Genomic DNA, 16,533 nt, shown 5'->3' with positions numbered 1-16,533 from the left:
GCGGCGTCACCGGCGGTGCCCGCCTACCCGTCGGCGCCGGCCATGCAGTATGATCAGCGGCACCACCTCACGGAGACGCGCGCCATGGACGAAAGCCTGCTGCACCAGGGCCTGGACCTGATGCTTTTCGGCATGCTGACCGTGGTCCTGTTCCTCTCCCTGCTGGTGCTTGCCACCGGCACCCTGTCCGCCCTGGTCCGGCGCTTTGCGCCGCGGGTGCCGGCTCCCGCGCCGGCGCCCGCGGCGCCGCGCGGCAGCGCACCGCCCGGCGCGCCCTCGCCGGCGGTGGTCGCGGCGATCACCGCGGCCGTTGCCCGGCACCGCCAGACCACCTCACGCCACAAGGAACACCCCTGATGGAAGCCAGCCAACAACGCCCGCTCGGCATTACCGATGTCGTGCTTCGCGACGCGCATCAATCCCTGTTTGCGACGCGCCTTCGCCTGGACGATATGCTGCCCATCGCGGCCGCCCTCGACGACATCGGCTTCTGGTCGGTCGAGTCCTGGGGTGGGGCGACCTTCGATGCCTGCATCCGCTACCTCGGCGAGGACCCCTGGGAGCGCATCCGGGAGCTCAAGGCCGCGATGCCGAAGACCCGGCAGCAGATGCTGCTGCGCGGCCAGAACATCCTTGGCTACCGGCACTATGCTGACGATGTCGTCGAGCGGTTTGTGGAGCGCGCCGCGAGCAACGGCGTGGACGTTTTCCGCGTCTTCGATGCCATGAACGACTTCCGCAACCTGGAAACCGCGCTAAAGGCGGTGAAGGCCGTGGGCGGGCACGCCCAGGGCACCCTGTCCTACACGCTGAGCCCCGTGCACACCCTCGATACCTGGCTCGATCTAGCCCGGCGCATCGAGGACGCCGGTGCCGACTCCATCGCCATCAAGGACATGGCCGGTCTGTTGCGCCCCTACACGGGCTACGAGCTGGTGCGCCGCCTGAAGGAGACCTGCGCCATCCCTATCCACATGCAGTGCCACGCGACCACGGGGCTGTCGACGGCGACCGCGCTCAAGTGCGTGGAGGCCGGCATCGACAACATCGACACGGCCATCTCCTCCATGTCCATGACCTACGGTCACTCGCCGACCGAGTCCGTGGTCGCCATCCTCCAGGGCACGGCGCGGGACACGGGGCTGGACCTCGACAAGCTCGCGGACATCGCGGCGTACTTCCGCACCGTGCGCAGGAAATATGCGAAATTCGAGGGCTCCCTGCGTGGCGTCGACTCGCGCATCCTGGTCGCGCAGGTGCCGGGCGGCATGCTCACGAACATGGAGAACCAGCTCCGTGAGCAGGGTGCGGCGGACCGCATGGACGAAGTACTCGCCGAGATTCCACAGGTGCGCGAGGACCTGGGCTACATCCCTCTGGTGACGCCGACCTCGCAGATCGTGGGTACCCAGGCCGTGCTCAACGTGCTTACCGGGGAGCGCTACAAGTCCATCTCCCGGGAGACCGCGGGCGTGCTCAAGGGTGAATACGGCGCCACGCCGGCACCGGTGAATACCGAGCTCCAGGCGCGGGTGCTGGAGGGCGATGCGCCGATCACCTGCCGGCCGGCGGACCTGCTCGATCCGGAGATGGACATGCTGGCGGAGGAACTCGCTGGCCTGGCGGAAGAGCAGGGCATCCGCCTTGCCGATGGCGAGCGCCGCACCGATGACGTGCTCACCTATGCCCTGTTTCCGCAGGTCGGTCTGCGGTTCCTCGCCAACCGGGGCAAGGCCGACGCCTTCGAGCCCCACCCCGATACCGAAGCCGCTGCTGAAGGGGCTGCCGAAACACCGGCCCCGGCGGCACCCGCCGCCGCTGCTGCGCCTGGCGGCCCGGCCGTGTACACGGTCAAGGTCGACGGGCAGCCCTACGTGGTGGAAGTGAGCGAAGGCGGCGCGGTGGAATCGATTGCGGATGCGCCCGCTCCCGCGGTGACAGAGGCACCCGCGCCTGCCGCTGGCGGCGATCCACTGCCGGCGCCCCTGGCGGGCAATATCGTCCGCGTGGCGGTGTCGGCCGGTGATGCGGTCAGCGCCGGGGACGTGGTGCTGACCCTCGAGGCCATGAAAATGGAGACGGAGGTGCGCGCCCCCCGCGCCGGCACCGTCGCTTCGGTGGCCGTCGCCGCCGGCGACGCGGTGCACGTCGGCGATACGCTCCTGGTCCTGGGCTGACCGGTGGAGGATCTCTCGGCCCTCTGGGCGGCCTCCGGCCTCGCCGGCCTGGATGCCGGCGCCGCGATCATGATCGGCGTAGGCCTGCTGCTCCTCTACCTCGCCATTCGCAAGGAGTTCGAGCCGCTGCTGCTGGTGCCCATCGGCTTCGGCGGCATCCTTGCCAACATTCCCGGCGCGGATCTCGCCTGGTCCGCCTTCGACAGTGCGCTTCACGGCGGTGATGCGGGGCTCCGGGCCATGCTCGCCGGGCAGCTCGGACTGCCGGCGGATGCGTCCTTCAAGGCCGTGTCCGCCGCTTTCGAGGGCGCCGGCAGCGCGGTGCAGGCGAGCCTGCAGGGCATGGCCCGGGATGCTGGCTACAGCCACGGCGTGCTCTACCAGTTCTACCGGGTGACCATCGCCAGCGGCGCCGGGCCCCTGGTGATCTTCATGGGCGTCGGGGCGATGACCGACTTCGGGCCGCTGCTCGCCAACCCGCGCACGCTGCTCCTCGGCGCGGCGGCACAGTTCGGTATCTTCGTCACGCTGCTGGGCGCCGTCGCCCTGTCGTCTGCCGGCGTGTTCGACTTCACGCTGCAGGACGCGGCGGCTATCGGCATCATCGGCGGCGCCGACGGGCCGACGGCCATCTACGTGTCGAGCATCCTCGCTCCCGACCTCCTCGGCGCCATCGCCGTCGCCGCCTACTCCTACATGGCCCTGGTGCCCCTGATCCAGCCGCCGATCATGCGCGCGCTGACCACGCGGGCCGAGCGCGAGATCGAGATGGTGCAGCTGCGCCCCGTGGGCCAGCTCGAGAAAATCCTCTTTCCGCTGTTGCTGCTCGTGCTGGTGGCATTGCTCCTGCCCGGGGCCGCGCCGCTCCTCGGCATGTTCTGCTTCGGCAATCTCATGCGCGAGTGCGGGGTGGTCGAGCGCCTGTCGGCGGCGGCGCAGAACGCCCTCATCAACATCACCACGATCTTCCTCGGCCTGTCCGTGGGCTCGAAGCTGGTGGCGGACAAGTTCCTCGATCTCGAGACCCTGGGGATCCTCGGCCTCGGCGTGGTCGCCTTCGCCATCGGCACCGCGGCCGGGGTGCTGATCGCCAAACTCATGAACCGGCTGTCGAAGACACCCATCAACCCCCTTATCGGCGCCGCCGGGGTCTCCGCCGTGCCCATGGCGGCGCGGGTCTGCAACCGCGTGGGCCTGGAGGCGAACCCGCACAATTTCCTGCTCATGCACGCGATGGGGCCGAACGTGGCCGGGGTGATCGGCTCGGCCGTGGCGGCGGGGATCATGATCACGCTGCTCGGCTGAGTCCTCGTCCCCCCGGGGTCGTGGTAGGCCCCGCCGGATTTTTGTACACTCGCGCCCTTGCCCACGTGCCGCTGGAAGGGTCGCCATGAACCCCAACTACCTGGATTTCGAACAACCGATCGCCGAGCTCGAGGTGAAGATCCAGGAGCTCGAGCAGGTGGGCAGCGGTGCCGAACTCGGTATCGACGAAGAGATTGCGACGCTCCGCAAGAAGAGCACCAGGCTCACCGAGAAGATCTTTGCCAACCTCTCGCCCTGGGACATCGTCAAGGTGGCCCGGCATCCGCTGCGCCCCTACAGCCTCGACTACATCCCGCGCATCTTCACGGACTTCGACGAACTGCACGGTGACCGCCGCTTCGGCGACGACAAGGCCATCGTCGGCGGCACCGCGCGGCTCAATGGCATCCCGGTCATGGTCATCGGCCAGGAGAAGGGGCGGGCGGTGAAGGACAAGGTCTACCGCAACTTCGGGATGCCCAAGCCCGAGGGGTACCGCAAGGCGCTGCGGCTCATGGAGCTCGCCGAACGCTTCGAGCTGCCGGTGATCACGCTCATCGACACGCCCGGGGCCTACCCCGGCATCGACTCGGAGGAGCGCGGTATCAGCGAATCCATCGCCACCAACCTGGCGGTCATGTCCCGGCTGCGCACGCCCGTGGTCTGCGTCGTGATCGGCGAGGGCAGCTCCGGCGGGGCACTCGGTATCGGTGTCGGCGACCACCTCGCCATGCTGCAGTACTCCACCTACTTCGTGATCTCCCCGGAGGGCTGCGCCAACATCATCTGGAAGAGCACGGAAAACGCCCCGGACGCGGCCCAGGCCATGGGGGTCACCTCCGGCGTCCTCGAGGAACTCGGCATCGTCGACGGCACCATCGAGGAGCCCCTGGGCGGCGCGCACCGCAACGTGGATCTCATGGCCGAACGCATCCGCGAACACCTGATCGAGCAGGTGACGCGCCTGCGCGGGACCTCCGTCGAGGACATGCTCGAGGCCCGCTACGCGCGCCTGATGTCCTACGGCAACTGAGCCCGCCGCCGGCTGTGTCGTGCCGGACCTGAACTGCCCCGTCACCGCGGCCCTCGCCGCCGCGCTCGACGGCCGCGAGGGCCGGCACTGGCTCGTCGGCTTTTCCGGCGGTCTCGATTCCACAGCGCTGCTCCTGGCCCTCGCTGCCTGGCGCTCGCAGCACCCCGGTGCGCCGCCCCTCACAGCACTGCATGTTCACCACGGCCTCCACCCCGATGCCGACCGCTGGGCCGCACATTGCGCGGGCCTGTGCGCCCGCCTGGGCGTTGCGCTCGAGACCGTACGCGTCGCGGTCGAGCCCGGCGACAGCGGTCCGGAGGCGGCCGCCCGCGCGGCGCGCTATGCCGCCTTCGAGGCCGCCCTGGGGGAAGGGGGCTGCCTGTTCCTCGCCCACCACGAGGACGACCAGGTGGAAACGGTTCTCCTGCGCCTGCTCCGGGGCACCGGGGAGCGCGGCCTGGCCGGTATGCCGGTGGAGCGGCCCGTCGGCGCCGGCGTGCTGTGCCGGCCCTTTCTCGCGCTGCCGCGCGCGGCGCTCCGGGACTATGTCGCCGCCCGCGGCGAGCGCTGGATCGACGACCCCTCGAACGACGATCCGGGACCGGACCGCAACTACCTCCGCCGGGTGGTGCTGCCGGCGTTGGCGGCGCGCTGGCCGGGCTACCGGGCGACGGTAAGCCGCAGCGCTGCCAACCTCGCGCAGGGTGCCCGCGAGGCGCCGCCGACCTGGCACAACGCCTTCGGCGACCCCGGCGTGGCGGTCGCCGAGCTTGCCGGGCCGGGCGGGGCGGCACGGCTCCGCGCCTGGCTCCTCGCCGAAGGCTGCGAGCCGGGGCCGCGGGCGCCGCTTCAGGAGTTCCTGCGCCAGCTGGCCGCTGCCGCGCCCGCTGCGGCCCCGCGGCTGGTCGGCCCCGGCTGGTGCCTCGGCCGCTTCGGCGCGGCGGCCTGGCTGCTGCCCCGCCCGGAGCCGTTCGTCGCGCCCGCGCCCCGGCTGCTGGCACCGGGGGACGTGCTGGTGGTGCCGGGTGTGGGGGAGCTCCGCGTGGCGGGGCCGGCGAAGGGCGCACCGCCGCTGCTGGCCTTCCGCCGCGGCGGCGAACGCCTGCAGCTGGCCGGCGAGCCACACCGGCGGCGGCTGAAGGCGCTGCTCCAGGACGCCGCCGTGCCGCCCTGGTGGCGGGCGCGGCTGCCGCTGCTGATCGCTTCCGACGGGCGGGTGCTGGCGGCGGGGGAGCGCTGGCGGGCGGAGGGGAGTCCGTGGGCGGTGTCGTGGGACCGGTCCGCGGTCGCCCGCCGCGACGCCTGATCCTGCGGGCCGGTGTCCGGTCGCCACGGCGCCGCCGCTCCCCCGGGGGGCTCCTGCAGCCCGCTGCCACAGGGGCGCCTGAAAAGGATGCGGAGCCTTTTCACGGACGCCTTTTCAATTGAGCGGCGGGCGCCTTTCTGGTAGCCTTTAGACCCATCTTTTTCGCAGGACTTGCGCGGTGAGCGTGGCCCCCGGCACGCCGGCCCGTTGCGGTGTTGTGGGCCCCCTGACAACGGCGTAGTAAGGGCTTTGCATGACGCGTTTCGTCTTCGTGACCGGTGGTGTGGTTTCCTCCCTGGGCAAGGGAATCGCCGCAGCCTCTCTCGCCGCAGTGCTCGAGGCCCGTGGCCTCAAGGTCACGCTGCTCAAGCTCGACCCCTACATCAACATCGATCCGGGCACCATGAGCCCCTTCCAGCACGGCGAGGTCTTCGTCACCGAGGACGGCGCCGAGACCGACCTCGACCTGGGGCACTACGAGCGCTTCACGCGCACGACCATGCGCCGCAGCAACAACTTCACCACGGGCCGGGTCTACAACGCGGTGCTCGCGAAGGAGCGTCGCGGCGATTACCTCGGCGGCACGGTGCAGGTGATTCCGCACATCACGGACGAAATCAAGCGGCGCATCATCAAGGGCGCCGGCGATGCCGATGTCGCCGTGGTCGAGATCGGCGGCACCGTGGGTGACATCGAAGGTCTGCCCTTCCTCGAGGCGGCGCGGCAGCTGAAGGTGGAACTCGGCTCCTCGCGCGCGCTGCTCATGCACCTGACCCTGGTGCCCTATATCGCTACCGCCGGCGAGATCAAGACCAAGCCCACGCAGCACTCCGTGAAGGAGCTGCGCTCCATCGGCCTGCAGCCGGATATCCTGCTCTGCCGCTGCACCGTGCCCATCGAGGATTCGGCCTGCAAGAAGATTTCCCTGTTCACCAACGTGGAGGAACGGGCCGTCATCCCGGTCATGGATGCGGACTCCATCTACCGCATCCCCGGCGCTCTCCACGCCAAGGGGCTCGACGACTTCATCACCGAGCGCTTCCAGCTCGAGTGTCCGCCGGCGGACCTCTCCGAGTGGGACGAGGTGCTGCGCCGGGAGTTTTCGCAGAAGAGCCAGCGCGTTCGCGTTGCCATGGTCGGCAAGTACATGGAACTGCCTGATGCCTACAAGTCGTTGAACGAGGCGCTCGCCCACGCCGGTCTGCAGACGCTCGCCGACGTGCAGGTGGACTACGTCGAGGCGGAGGACATCGAGCGCGACGGCCCCGGCGTCCTCGCCGAGGCGGATGCGATCCTCGTGCCGGGCGGCTTCGGAGACCGGGGGGTGGAAGGCAAGATCGCCGCCGTGCGTTACGCCCGGGAGAACCGCATTCCCTTCCTCGGCATCTGCCTCGGCATGCACGTGGCGCTCATCGAGTACGCGCGCAACGTCTGCGGCCTGGACGGCGCCCATTCCACGGAGATGCAGCCGCATGCGGCGCATCCAGTGATTGCCCTCATTACCGAGTGGCAGAATGCCGACGGCAGCACGGAGCAGCGCGACGAGAGCTCCGATCTCGGCGGCACCATGCGCCTCGGTGCCCAGCCCTGCCACCTGGCGCCCGGCAGCAGGGTCCGCGAGATCTACGGTGTGGATACGATCCACGAGCGGCACCGGCACCGCTACGAGGTGAACAACAATTACGTGCAGCAGCTGCAGGATGCCGGCATGCGGGTCGCCGGCTGGTCCGCGGACAATAATCTCGTGGAGATGGTCGAACTGCCCGATCACCCCTGGTTCATCGCCTGCCAGTTCCACCCGGAGTTCACCTCGCGGCCCCGCGGCGGGCATCCGCTCTTCACCAGTTATATCGAAGCCGCCTGTGCGCACGCCGCTGCGCGCGGCTAGGCGCCGGCCCACGGGGAGACAGGTATGACGGATCGGGTCGTCACGGTACGGGATCTGCGCATCGGCAACCGCGAGCCCTTCGTGCTCCTCGGTGGCGTCAACGTGCTGGAGAGCCGGGACTTCGCCCTCGAGGTTGCCGGGGTCTACAAGGACGTCTGCGAACGCCTCGGCATCCCGCTGGTGTTCAAGGCCTCCTTCGACAAGGCCAACCGGTCGTCCATCCATTCCTTCCGCGGCCCGGGCCTGGAGGAGGGCCTCGCGATCCTCGCCGCGGTGAAAGCGGAATACGGCCTGCCGGTGATCACCGACGTACACGAGCCGCTGCAGGCCGCCCCCGCGGCCGAGGTCTGCGACATCATCCAGCTGCCGGCCTTCCTCGCCCGGCAGACGGACCTGGTGGCGGCTATGGCGCAGACCGGCGCTGCCATCAACATCAAGAAGCCCCAGTTCCTGTCGCCGACGCAGATGAAAAACGTGGTCGAGAAATTCCGCGAGTGCGGCAACGACCGGCTCATGATCTGCGAGCGCGGCACGAACTTCGGCTACGACAACCTGGTCGTCGATATGCTCGGCTTCCGCGTGATGCGTGACGCCTGCGACGGCGTGCCCCTGGTCTTCGACGTAACCCATGCCCTGCAGTGCCGGGACCCGCTCGGTGCGGCCTCCGGCGGCCGCCGGGCCCAGGTGGGTGAGCTGGCCCGGGCCGGCCTGGCCGTCGGCGTGGCGGCGCTGTTTCTCGAGGCGCACCCGGAACCCGCAAAGGCGCTTTGCGACGGGCCCAGTGCGCTCCCCCTGGACCAGCTCGAAGCGTTCCTGGCCCAGGCAAAGGCGGTGGACGATCTCGTCAAGGGCCTGCCCCCGCTCGCTATCGACTAGGCTTACCAGAGATCCGGGCTTCAGAAAAAGGAGTTCCCATGAGCATGATCAACGGCGTTCGCGCTTTCGAGGTCCTCGATTCCCGTGGCAACCCCACGGTCCTCGCCGAGGTGCTCCTCGAGGACGGCAGCTTCGGCGCCGCCTGCGCACCCTCCGGCGCGTCCACGGGCTCCCGCGAGGCCCTCGAGCTTCGCGACGGCGACAGCAGCCGCTACCTCGGCAAGGGCGTCTGCCAGGCGGTGGCCAACGTGAACGGGCCGATCCGCGAGCTGCTCATGGGCTGTGACGCCACTGCCCAGCGCGCCCTCGACGAGAAAATGATCGCCGCCGACGGCACCGACAACAAGGCCCGTTTCGGCGCCAACGCCATCCTTGCCGTGTCGCTGGCCGCCGCCAGGGCCGGCGCACAGTCCCGGGGCCTGCCCCTGTACCGCCACATCAACGAGCTCGCCGGCGGTCCGGCGCTGTCCATGCCCGTGCCCATGATGAACATCCTCAATGGTGGTGAGCACGCGGACAACAACGTCGACATCCAGGAATTCATGATTCAGCCCGTGGCGGCCACGACCTTCGCCGAGGCCCTGCGCATCGGGGCGGAAGTCTTCCATCACCTGAAGAAAGTGCTCGCCGGCCGCGGCCTCGCCACGGCCGTGGGCGACGAGGGCGGTTTCGCGCCGAGCCTGCCGTCCAACGCGGCGGCCCTGGAAGTGATCGCCGAGGCCGTCGCCAACGCCGGCTACGGCCTCGACACGGACATCACGCTGGCCCTCGACTGCGCCGCCTCCGAGTTCTACAGGAACGGCCGCTATGTGCTCGCCGGCGAGGGCAGGGACTATGACAGCGCGGGTTTCGTCGACTACCTGGCCGGGCTGGTGGATGCGCACCCGATCCTTTCCATCGAGGACGGCCTCGACGAGGGCGACTGGGACGGCTGGAAGCTGCTCACGGAGCGCCTGGGGGACCGCGTGCAACTCGTTGGCGACGATCTCTTCGTAACCAACACGGCGATTCTCCAGCAGGGCATCGAGCGCGGCGTGGGCAACTCCATCCTGATCAAGTTCAACCAGATCGGCAGCCTGAGCGAGACCCTCGATGCCATCAACCTGGCCCGCTCCGCCGGCTATACAGCGGTGATCTCCCACCGCTCCGGCGAGACCGAGGACACCACCATCGCCGACCTGGCCGTCGCCACCGGGGCGGGCCAGATCAAGACCGGCTCGCTCTGCCGCTCGGACCGGGTGGCCAAGTACAACCGGCTCCTGCGCATCGAGGCCGAGGTGGGCAGCGAGGCGCCCTACCGGGGCCGGCTGGAACTCACGCGCTGAGGGCGCGCCCTTGCGCTGGCTCCTGCTCGTCCTCGTCGGTCTCGTCCTGCTCCTGCAGTACCGGCTCTGGTTTGCCGAGGGCAGCCTCGCCGAGCGGCAGCGGTTGCAGCGCCAGGTACAGGAAGCGGAACGGGAAAACGCCCGGCTGCGGGCGCGCAACGAGGCGCTGGCCCGGGAAGTGCTCGACCTGCAGTCGGGCAAGGCCGTGGTCGAGCAGCGCGCGCGGGAGGAACTGAACCTGGTGCGTGAAGGCGAGGTCTTCTACCAGTTCGTGGAGGAGGGGAATACACCGGCCCCGCCGGTCGAACCGTGAGGTGCTGGGGCGTCATTCCCGCCGCGGGGGTCGGCAGCCGCCTGGGTGCTGCGTTGCCCAAGCAGTATCTCGAGCTCGGCGGCCGCACCCTGCTCGAGCACAGCCTCCGGGCCCTGTTCGCCGACGAACGGGTCGAGGGCGTCGCGGTCGCGCTGCGCGCCGGTGACGAGCGCGGGGCGACGCTCGCCTGCCTGCGTGACCCGCGGGTCCTGCTGACGGAGGGCGGGGCGGAGCGGGCCGATTCCGTGGCCGCGGGGCTCGCCGCCCTGCGCACGCGCGCGTCCGAGGATGACTGGGTGCTGGTCCACGACGCCGCGCGGCCCTGCCTGGACCGGCACAGCCTCGGCGCCCTCATCGACGCGGTGGCAGCCAGCGGGGAGGGGGCGATCCTGGCCCAGCCGGTGAGCGACACGGTCAAGCGCAGCGACGACGGCAGGGCGGTGGCCGCCACGGTGGACCGGCGCAGCCTGTGGCTCGCGCAGACGCCGCAGCTGTTCCGCCTCGGCGAGCTTGCCACGGCGCTCGCACGCGCCGGCGCCGTGACCGACGAGGCCTCGGCCATGGAGGCCGCCGGTTACCCGGTGGGCCTGGTGCCTGGCCCGCGAAGTAATCTCAAGGTGACCACGGCAGAAGACCTGGTACTGGCACGCTGTCTGCTGGCGGCGGGGGAGCACGACTGATGCGTATCGGCCACGGCTATGATGTCCACCGTTTCTGCGAGGGCGACCACGTGGTGCTCGGCGGCGTGCGCATCGACCACACGCAGGGGCTCGCGGCGCACTCGGATGGCGACGTGGTCCTGCACGCGCTCTGCGACGCACTCCTCGGCGCCATCGGTGCCGGCGATATCGGCCGCCATTTCCCCGACGATGACCCGGCCTGGGCCGGGGCCGACAGCCGCGACCTGCTGCGCCGGGTGGTGGCGCGGGTGCAGGCCGCGGGCTTCATCCTCGGCAACGCAGACCTCACGGTCATCGCACAGGCGCCGCGGCTGGCGGCCCATATCGGCACCATGGTCGAGCGCATCGCCGAAGCCTGCGCGGTGGACGCCGGGGCGGTCAACGTCAAGGCCACCACCACCGAGGGCCTGGGTTTCTGTGGCCGCCGCGAGGGCATTGCCGCCCACGCGGTGGTGCTGCTGCTGCCCGCGGGCCCGTGAACGGCTCCTGGCCCTCGCCGCGAGGCGAGGCCGCGGCGAGGGCCAGGCTGCGCGCGCGGCCGGAGGACTTCCAGGTCGATGAACTCCTCGGCTTCGAGCCCGAGGGTAACGGTGAGCACCTGTTTCTCCGGCTGCGCAAGCGCGGCCTCGACAGCGAGGCCGTGGCCCGGCGCATCGCGCGCTGGGCGGCCGTGGCGCCGCAGGCCGTCAGCTACGCCGGGCGCAAGGACCGCCACGCCGTGACCAGCCAGTGGTTCAGCGTGCAGCTGCCCGGCCGGGCGGACCCGGACCCCGCCGAGCTCGCCGAGGAGGACGCGCTGGTTGTCCTCGCCAGCGCCCGCCACCCGCGCAAGCTGCGCCGGGGGGTTCACCGCGGCAACGCCTTCCGCCTGCGTCTGCGCGACCTCGCCGCGGTCGGCGCCGGCGACGTTCGCGCGCTGCTCGAGCCGCGCCTCGCCGATCTTGCCGAGCGCGGCGCGCCGAACTATTTCGGCGAACAGCGCTTCGGCAGCGGCGGCAGCAACCTCGCGCAGGCGCGCCGCTGGCGCGACGGCGGGCGAGCCCCCCGGGGCCGCGGCCGCCGGGGGATGCTGCTCTCCGCGCTGCGGGCGCACGCCTTCAACACGCTGCTCGCCGAGCGGGTCCGCGCCGGGGACTGGGATACCGTGGCTCCCGGGGACGTCTGTCAGCTGGCCGGCAGCCGCAGCCTGTTCGCCCACGACGGCAGCGGCGATCTTGCGGCGAGGGCCGCCGCCGGCGACCTGCACCTCGCGCTGCCGCTGCCGGGGCGGGGGGAGCGACTGGAGGGTGTCGCGGCCCGGGCACGCCAGGACGCCGCCTGGGCAGCGCTCGCTGCCGACATCGCTCACCTGGACGGCGCGGGTGTGGAGCTGGCGTACCGCGCGGCACGGGTTATCCCGGGTGACTTTGCCTGGGAGTTTTGTGAAGATGGAGCGCTGACCCTGGCTTTCACCCTGGCCACGGGCAGCTTTGCCACGGCAGTGGTCGCCGAACTGGTGGATTATTCTCAGGAGGAGCAAGCGGGGCCGTGAACAGTCCGGATCTGGCCGGTATCGGCATGACGTCGCAGCGCACCCGTGAGCGGCTGATCGAGCGGCTCCGGGAGCAGGGCATTGATGACTTTGCGGTGCTCGAGGTCATGCGCTCCACACCCCGGCACCTGTTCCTCGACGAGGCGATGGCGCACCGCGCCTACGAGGACACGGCCCTGCCCATCGGCTACCAGCAGACGCTCTCCCAGCCCTATGTGGTGGCGCGCATGACGTCCCTCCTCCTCGCCGGTGGCAGCCTCGACCGGGTGCTCGAGATCGGCAGCGGCTCCGGCTACCAGACGGCCATCCTCGCCCAGCTCGTGGGGCAGGTGTATGCCGTGGAACGCATCAAGCCCCTGCTCGAGGCCTCGCGCAAGCGCCTGCGCCGGCTCAAGCTGCGCAATGTGCGTTTCCGCCACGGCGACGGCATGCTCGGGTGGCCCGAGGAAGCGCCCTTCGACGGCATGCTTTGCGCCGCGGCCCCGGAACAGGTTCCCGAGGCGCTGCTCGGGCAGCTCGCGCCCGGCGGCCGGCTGGTGATACCGGTGGGTGGCGGTATGCAGTACCTCAAGGTCATTACGCGGGAGGAAGAGGGCTTCCACAGCGAGACCTACGACGCCGTGCGCTTTGTGCCCCTGCGCCCCGGAGTGCAGCGGTGAGCGACGCTCCCCCGGCGCGCGGTGCCGCTCCGCCCTCCACGGCCCTTGGCGGCGTCTTCGTGCGCGGCCTGCTCATGGGCGCCGCCGACATCGTGCCCGGGGTCTCCGGTGGCACCATCGCCTTCATCACCGGCATCTACGACCGGCTCCTCGGCGCCCTGAGCGCTTTCGGCCTGCCCGTGCTCCGCCTGTGCCTCACGCGGCGCTGGGGCCGGGCCTTTCACCGCGTGGACGGTGCCTTCCTGCTCACGCTGCTCGCCGGTATCGCGACCAGCGTCGGCACCCTGGCCCATCTCATCGGCTGGCTCCTCGCGGCGCACCCGGTGCTGCTCTGGGCTTTCTTCTTCGGGCTCATCGCCGGCTCGGCCCTGTGGCTGCTGCGCCGGGTGCCGCACTGGAACGGTGTCATCGTCCTCGCCGTGGCAGTGGGCCTGGCCGCAGCCGCGGCCGTCTCCCTGTCGCCCGCCGTGCGCCTGGATGGCGGTCCCGCGGGGCTGTTCCTGGCCGGGTTCCTGGCCATCTGCGCCATGATCCTGCCGGGCGTTTCCGGCAGTTTCATCCTGGTGTTGCTCGGCATGTATGACCGCGTCCTCGCGGCGGTGGAGAGTTTCGACGTCGCTGCCCTCGGGCTTTTCGTCGCCGGTGCGGCCTGCGGCCTGCTCGCCTTCTCGCGCCTCCTGCACTGGCTGCTGCAGCGCTTCCATGGGCCCTGCATGGGCCTGTTGACCGGGTTCCTCGCCGGCTCGCTGCCCGCCGTCTGGCCCTGGAAGCTCGCGGCGGGGGGCGGCCAGGCGCTGCCGGTGCTGCCGGGTACCTGGGCGGCGGCGCAGGGCGCCGCGCCGCAACTGCTGCCGGCGTCGCTGCTCATGGTGGGAGGCTTTGCCCTCGTCTGGCAGCTGGAGCGGCGCTGGGGCGAGCCGGTCACCTGAGCCATGGGCCCGGGCCGCGGAAGCGCTGCGCTGGCGGCGGTGCTCTGGCTCCTGCTGGGCCTCGCCGGTTGCGGCGGCAATCCGCCGGCACCGATCGAGGATCGCGGGGCGGCCGGCAGTGTCGACCGCGCTGGCCACTACACGGTAGCGCGCGGCGATACGCTCTACAGCATCGCGTTCCGCTTCGGGCTCGACTACCGGCGCCTGGCCGCCGGCAATGCCATTGCGCCACCCTACACGATCTACCCTGGCCAGGAGCTGGACCTGAAGGCCCGGGCGGCCACGCCGGCGCGAAAGGTGGCGTCGGCGCAGCAGCGGGCGACCACGAAAACGAAAACGAAAACGCCGCCGCCAGTCACCGCAAAGCCCGCGACAAGACCGGCAAGGCCTGCCGCGCCACGGACCACGGCGGGCACTGCCTCCGAGGCACCGGTCTCGAGCTGGCGCTGGCCGGCCGCCGGCCAGGTGGCTCGGGGCTTTTCCAGCACCGTGCACAAGGGCATCGACATCGCCGGCGCGAAGGGTGACCCGGTGCGTGCGACTGCGGCCGGGCGCGTGGTCTATGCCGGGGCGGGTATCGCCGGCTACGGAAACCTCCTGATCGTGCGCCACAATGCGCGTTACCTCAGTGCCTACGGGCACAACGACCGGCTGCTGGTCGGCGAGGGCGAGCACGTGGCCGCCGGCCAGCGTATCGCCACCCGCGGCAGCAGCGGCACGGACCGCGTCAAGCTCCATTTCGAGATCCGCCGGGACGGCAAACCCGTCGATCCGCTGTCCCTGTTGCCGAAACGCTAGCACCGGAGCTATCGCGCCAACCCGGCCGGGGTGTGTCAAGGCGCCTTGTCACGCCCTGCCACCTTGGGTAATCTCTCCGAGGGTTCTCTGATTGCAACCGAATCCGCCAAGGGGTGGAGAGGACGCTGGCGCTCTTATGGGAAGATCAAAGGCCGCGCACGGTAACGGCACCGCGCGCAAAGGGGGGCCACAGCCGGCGGATGTCTCGGAACTGCTGTCCGCGGACAACCCGTTTGCCGCCATGGAGGACGGCGACGGTAGCAACAGTGATGCTGCCGAAGCCAATGCAGACAACGAGGTGTTCGAGGCGGTCAGCAATGATCGGAGCCTCGACGCCACACAACTCTACCTGAGCGAAATCGGTTTCTCGCCACTGCTGACGGCGGACGAGGAGAAGCACTTCGCCCGCCTCGCCCTCGCCGGCGACGAGGCGGCGCGCAAGCGCATGATCGAGAGCAACCTCCGGCTCGTGGTGAAGATCGCCCGCCGCTACCTGCACCGGGGCCTCTCGCTCCTGGATCTCATCGAGGAGGGCAACCTCGGCCTCATGCGTGCCGTGGAGAAATTCGACCCCGAGCGCGGCTTCCGCTTCTCCACCTATGCCACCTGGTGGATCCGCCAGACCATGGAGCGGGCCATCATGAACCAGACCCGCACCATTCGTTTGCCGATCCACGTGGTCAAGGAGCTCAACGTCTACCTGCGCGCGGCGCGCGAGTTGACCCAGAAGCTGGACCACGAGCCGAGCGCGGAAGAGATTGCCGACATGCTCGACAAGCCGGTGGAGGAAGTCACCCGGCTGCTTGGTCTCAACGAGCGCATCGCCTCCATGGATGCCCCGCTGGGCCCGGATTCGGAGACGACGGTGGTGGATACCATCGCCGACGAGGCGGCCCTGGACCCCTCGGACCTGCTGCAGGACCGGGACATCGCCGAGGGTATCGTGCAGTGGCTCGAGGAACTCAACGAGAAGCAGCGCGAGGTGGTCGCGCGGCGTTTTGGCCTCCTCGGCCACGAGACAGCGACGCTGGAGGAAGTCGGGCAGGAGATCGGCCTGACCCGGGAGCGTGTGCGGCAGATCCAGGTGGAGGCGCTCAAGCGGCTGCGCCGCATCATGGAGCGCCAGGGTCTCTCCGTCGACGCACTCCTTCACTAGCACTAGCACCTGCACTAACACCAGCACTGGCGGGGCCACCAGCCGCTCCCGGCGGTCCGGAGAAAGCGCGCCGGGGCGTCAGCCCCGGGGGTCGCGAATCAGCCCCGCAATCAACCCGGCAATCAGCCCGGCAAGGGTGGTCAGCGCTGGAGCAGTTCCAGCTTGTTCGGCTTGCCCGCCCATTCCTCGGCGTCGGGCATCGCGTCCTTCATCTCGGTGATGTTCGGCCAGACCTCGGCGAGCTCCGCGTTCAGTTCCAGGAACACCTGCTGGTCTTCGGGCAGTTCATCCTCGGAGAAGATGGCGTCCACCGGGCACTCCGGCTCGCAGAGGGCGCAGTCGATGCACTCGTCCGGGTGGATGACCAGGAAATTGGGACCCTCGTAGAAGCAGTCCACGGGGCACACCTCGACGCAGTCCGTGTGCTTGCAGTTGATGCAGTCCTCGCCTACTACGAACGTCATACCACTCACCGCCTTTTTGTTGCTGGCCAAATCGGAAAACGGCGTTAGTGTAGCGGGCGGGGACGGCCACGGAAAGGGTGCTCCGGGCGGAAA

The 16,533-nt window shown here is 70.1% G+C and carries 17 protein-coding genes; 16 read left to right on the top strand and 1 reads right to left on the bottom strand.

Annotated elements, in window-relative coordinates:
• Positions 1 to 42: 42 nt before the first annotated feature.
• From ACX93N_RS03670 to rpoS, 16 genes are all read left to right on the top strand, one after another.
• Positions 43 to 357 (top strand): OadG family transporter subunit, encoded by a 315-nt coding sequence (locus ACX93N_RS03670; RefSeq protein WP_459427036.1) that lies wholly within the window; start codon positions 43 to 45, stop codon positions 355 to 357.
• Positions 357 to 2,177: a sodium-extruding oxaloacetate decarboxylase subunit alpha gene (oadA, locus tag ACX93N_RS03665; protein WP_459427035.1), complete on the top strand. Its 1,821-nt coding sequence runs from the start codon at positions 357 to 359 to the stop codon at positions 2,175 to 2,177. Before ACX93N_RS03670 ends, oadA begins: the two co-directional genes overlap by 1 nt.
• 3 nt (positions 2,178 to 2,180) lie before the next feature.
• Positions 2,181 to 3,482, top strand: a complete 1,302-nt coding sequence (locus ACX93N_RS03660) for a sodium ion-translocating decarboxylase subunit beta (RefSeq protein WP_459427034.1) — start codon at positions 2,181 to 2,183, stop codon at positions 3,480 to 3,482.
• Positions 3,483 to 3,567: 85 nt separating this feature from the next.
• Positions 3,568 to 4,515, top strand: a complete 948-nt coding sequence (locus ACX93N_RS03655; RefSeq protein ID WP_459427033.1) for an acetyl-CoA carboxylase carboxyltransferase subunit alpha — start codon at positions 3,568 to 3,570, stop codon at positions 4,513 to 4,515.
• A gap of 19 nt (positions 4,516 to 4,534) precedes the next feature.
• Positions 4,535 to 5,821: a tRNA lysidine(34) synthetase TilS gene (tilS, locus tag ACX93N_RS03650; RefSeq protein ID WP_459427032.1), complete on the top strand. Its 1,287-nt coding sequence runs from the start codon at positions 4,535 to 4,537 to the stop codon at positions 5,819 to 5,821.
• Positions 5,822 to 6,074: 253 nt separating this feature from the next.
• Positions 6,075 to 7,709 (top strand): CTP synthase, encoded by a 1,635-nt coding sequence (locus tag ACX93N_RS03645; RefSeq protein WP_459427031.1) that lies wholly within the window; start codon positions 6,075 to 6,077, stop codon positions 7,707 to 7,709.
• A 24-nt stretch (positions 7,710 to 7,733) separates the two neighbouring features.
• Positions 7,734 to 8,585, top strand: coding sequence for a 3-deoxy-8-phosphooctulonate synthase (gene kdsA, locus ACX93N_RS03640; protein WP_459427030.1), 852 nt, complete (start codon positions 7,734 to 7,736; stop codon positions 8,583 to 8,585).
• A 38-nt stretch (positions 8,586 to 8,623) separates the two neighbouring features.
• A complete protein-coding gene (gene eno / locus ACX93N_RS03635; RefSeq protein ID WP_459427029.1) occupies positions 8,624 to 9,910 on the top strand; it encodes a phosphopyruvate hydratase in 1,287 nt (428 codons plus the stop codon).
• Between the two features lie 10 nt (positions 9,911 to 9,920).
• The gene (gene ftsB / locus ACX93N_RS03630) at positions 9,921 to 10,223 is read left to right on the top strand and encodes a cell division protein FtsB (protein WP_459427028.1); all 303 of its coding nucleotides are present in this window, start codon (positions 9,921 to 9,923) and stop codon (positions 10,221 to 10,223) included.
• The gene (gene ispD / locus ACX93N_RS03625) at positions 10,220 to 10,903 is read left to right on the top strand and encodes a 2-C-methyl-D-erythritol 4-phosphate cytidylyltransferase (RefSeq protein WP_459427027.1); all 684 of its coding nucleotides are present in this window, start codon (positions 10,220 to 10,222) and stop codon (positions 10,901 to 10,903) included. Before ftsB ends, ispD begins: the two co-directional genes overlap by 4 nt.
• Positions 10,903 to 11,382 carry a 2-C-methyl-D-erythritol 2,4-cyclodiphosphate synthase gene (gene ispF / locus ACX93N_RS03620; protein WP_459427026.1) on the top strand — a complete coding sequence of 160 codons (480 nt, stop codon included), beginning with the start codon at positions 10,903 to 10,905 and terminating at the stop codon, positions 11,380 to 11,382. Before ispD ends, ispF begins: the two co-directional genes overlap by 1 nt.
• Positions 11,379 to 12,434 carry a tRNA pseudouridine(13) synthase TruD gene (gene truD / locus ACX93N_RS03615; RefSeq protein ID WP_459427025.1) on the top strand — a complete coding sequence of 352 codons (1,056 nt, stop codon included), beginning with the start codon at positions 11,379 to 11,381 and terminating at the stop codon, positions 12,432 to 12,434. The genes ispF and truD overlap by 4 nt, the downstream gene beginning before the upstream one ends.
• Before the next feature lie 26 nt (positions 12,435 to 12,460).
• Positions 12,461 to 13,093: a protein-L-isoaspartate(D-aspartate) O-methyltransferase gene (locus ACX93N_RS03610; protein ID WP_459427082.1), complete on the top strand. Its 633-nt coding sequence runs from the start codon at positions 12,461 to 12,463 to the stop codon at positions 13,091 to 13,093.
• Entirely contained in the window at positions 13,090 to 14,022 is a 933-nt protein-coding gene (locus ACX93N_RS03605; RefSeq protein ID WP_459427024.1) for a DUF368 domain-containing protein, read from the top strand. The genes ACX93N_RS03610 and ACX93N_RS03605 overlap by 4 nt, the downstream gene beginning before the upstream one ends.
• Before the next feature lie 3 nt (positions 14,023 to 14,025).
• Positions 14,026 to 14,820 (top strand): peptidoglycan DD-metalloendopeptidase family protein, encoded by a 795-nt coding sequence (locus ACX93N_RS03600; RefSeq protein WP_459427023.1) that lies wholly within the window; start codon positions 14,026 to 14,028, stop codon positions 14,818 to 14,820.
• 136 nt (positions 14,821 to 14,956) lie between these two features.
• A complete protein-coding gene (rpoS, locus tag ACX93N_RS03595; RefSeq protein ID WP_459427022.1) occupies positions 14,957 to 15,976 on the top strand; it encodes an RNA polymerase sigma factor RpoS in 1,020 nt (339 codons plus the stop codon).
• 140 nt (positions 15,977 to 16,116) lie between these two features.
• On the opposite strand, the gene fdxA is transcribed toward rpoS, so the two are convergent.
• Positions 16,117 to 16,440: a ferredoxin FdxA gene (fdxA, locus tag ACX93N_RS03590; protein WP_459427021.1), complete on the bottom strand. Its 324-nt coding sequence runs from the start codon at positions 16,438 to 16,440 to the stop codon at positions 16,117 to 16,119.
• Positions 16,441 to 16,533: the final 93 nt, after the last annotated feature.

Source organism: Pseudohaliea sp. (assembly GCF_054552115.1).
This window is presented reverse-complemented; position numbering and strand designations above follow the sequence as displayed.